Origin of the sequence: Paenisporosarcina sp. TG20 (assembly GCF_000286315.1) — a bacterium.
In the GTDB taxonomy this organism is placed as follows: Bacteria; Bacillota; Bacilli; order Bacillales_A; family Planococcaceae; genus Paenisporosarcina.
Window position 1 is genome coordinate 1 of sequence record NZ_ALJG01000017.1, and the last position, 610, is coordinate 610.

General features: G+C 43.1%; 1 protein-coding gene. It reads left to right on the forward strand.

Annotation, left to right across the window (positions count from 1 at the left end; translation table 11 throughout):
- Window positions 1–610, forward strand: a 610-nt coding sequence (locus tag B371_RS0100090) for an IS3 family transposase (protein ID WP_019412344.1), incomplete at both ends; no start/stop codon positions are given.

A 610-nucleotide genomic window follows, 5' to 3' on the forward strand; every position in this document is an offset into this window, starting at 1 on the left:
GGACTTACTGTGTCGAGACGCCGTATTGGACGCCTGATGGCGGAGCTAGACATCCAGTCGAAATACACAGAACCATCATATAAACCAATGACCTCTGCTCCTAACGAAGAGTCCTATCGCAATGTGCTCAATCGTGATTTTAAAGTAGAAAAGGAACTTTCGGTATTAGTGAGCGACCTTACCTATGTAAGGGTAGGGCAACGCTGGAATTACATCTGCTTTTTGATTGACTTATACAACCGTGAAATTGTTGGGTACAGCATAGGAGAGCGAAAAGACTCAGCTTTAGTTCAGCGCGCATTCGCATCGGTCAAACAAGATCTTGGAAACGTAAATGTCTTTCATACCGACCGAGGGTCGGAATTTAAGAATGTAGCTATAGACGAGTTATTACTTAAACACAAGATTGATAGATCCTTAAGTCGAAAGGGCAACCCTTACGACAATGCGGTGGCAGAGGCAACGTTTAAAATACTCAAGACAGAGCTCATCAACGGAATGCACTTTCCTACCCTTGCCCAGCTCGCACTTGAACTTTTTGATTACGTGAATTGGTACAACAATAAACGTTCGCATAGCTCATTAAGCTATTTAAGTCCAGTTGCATACA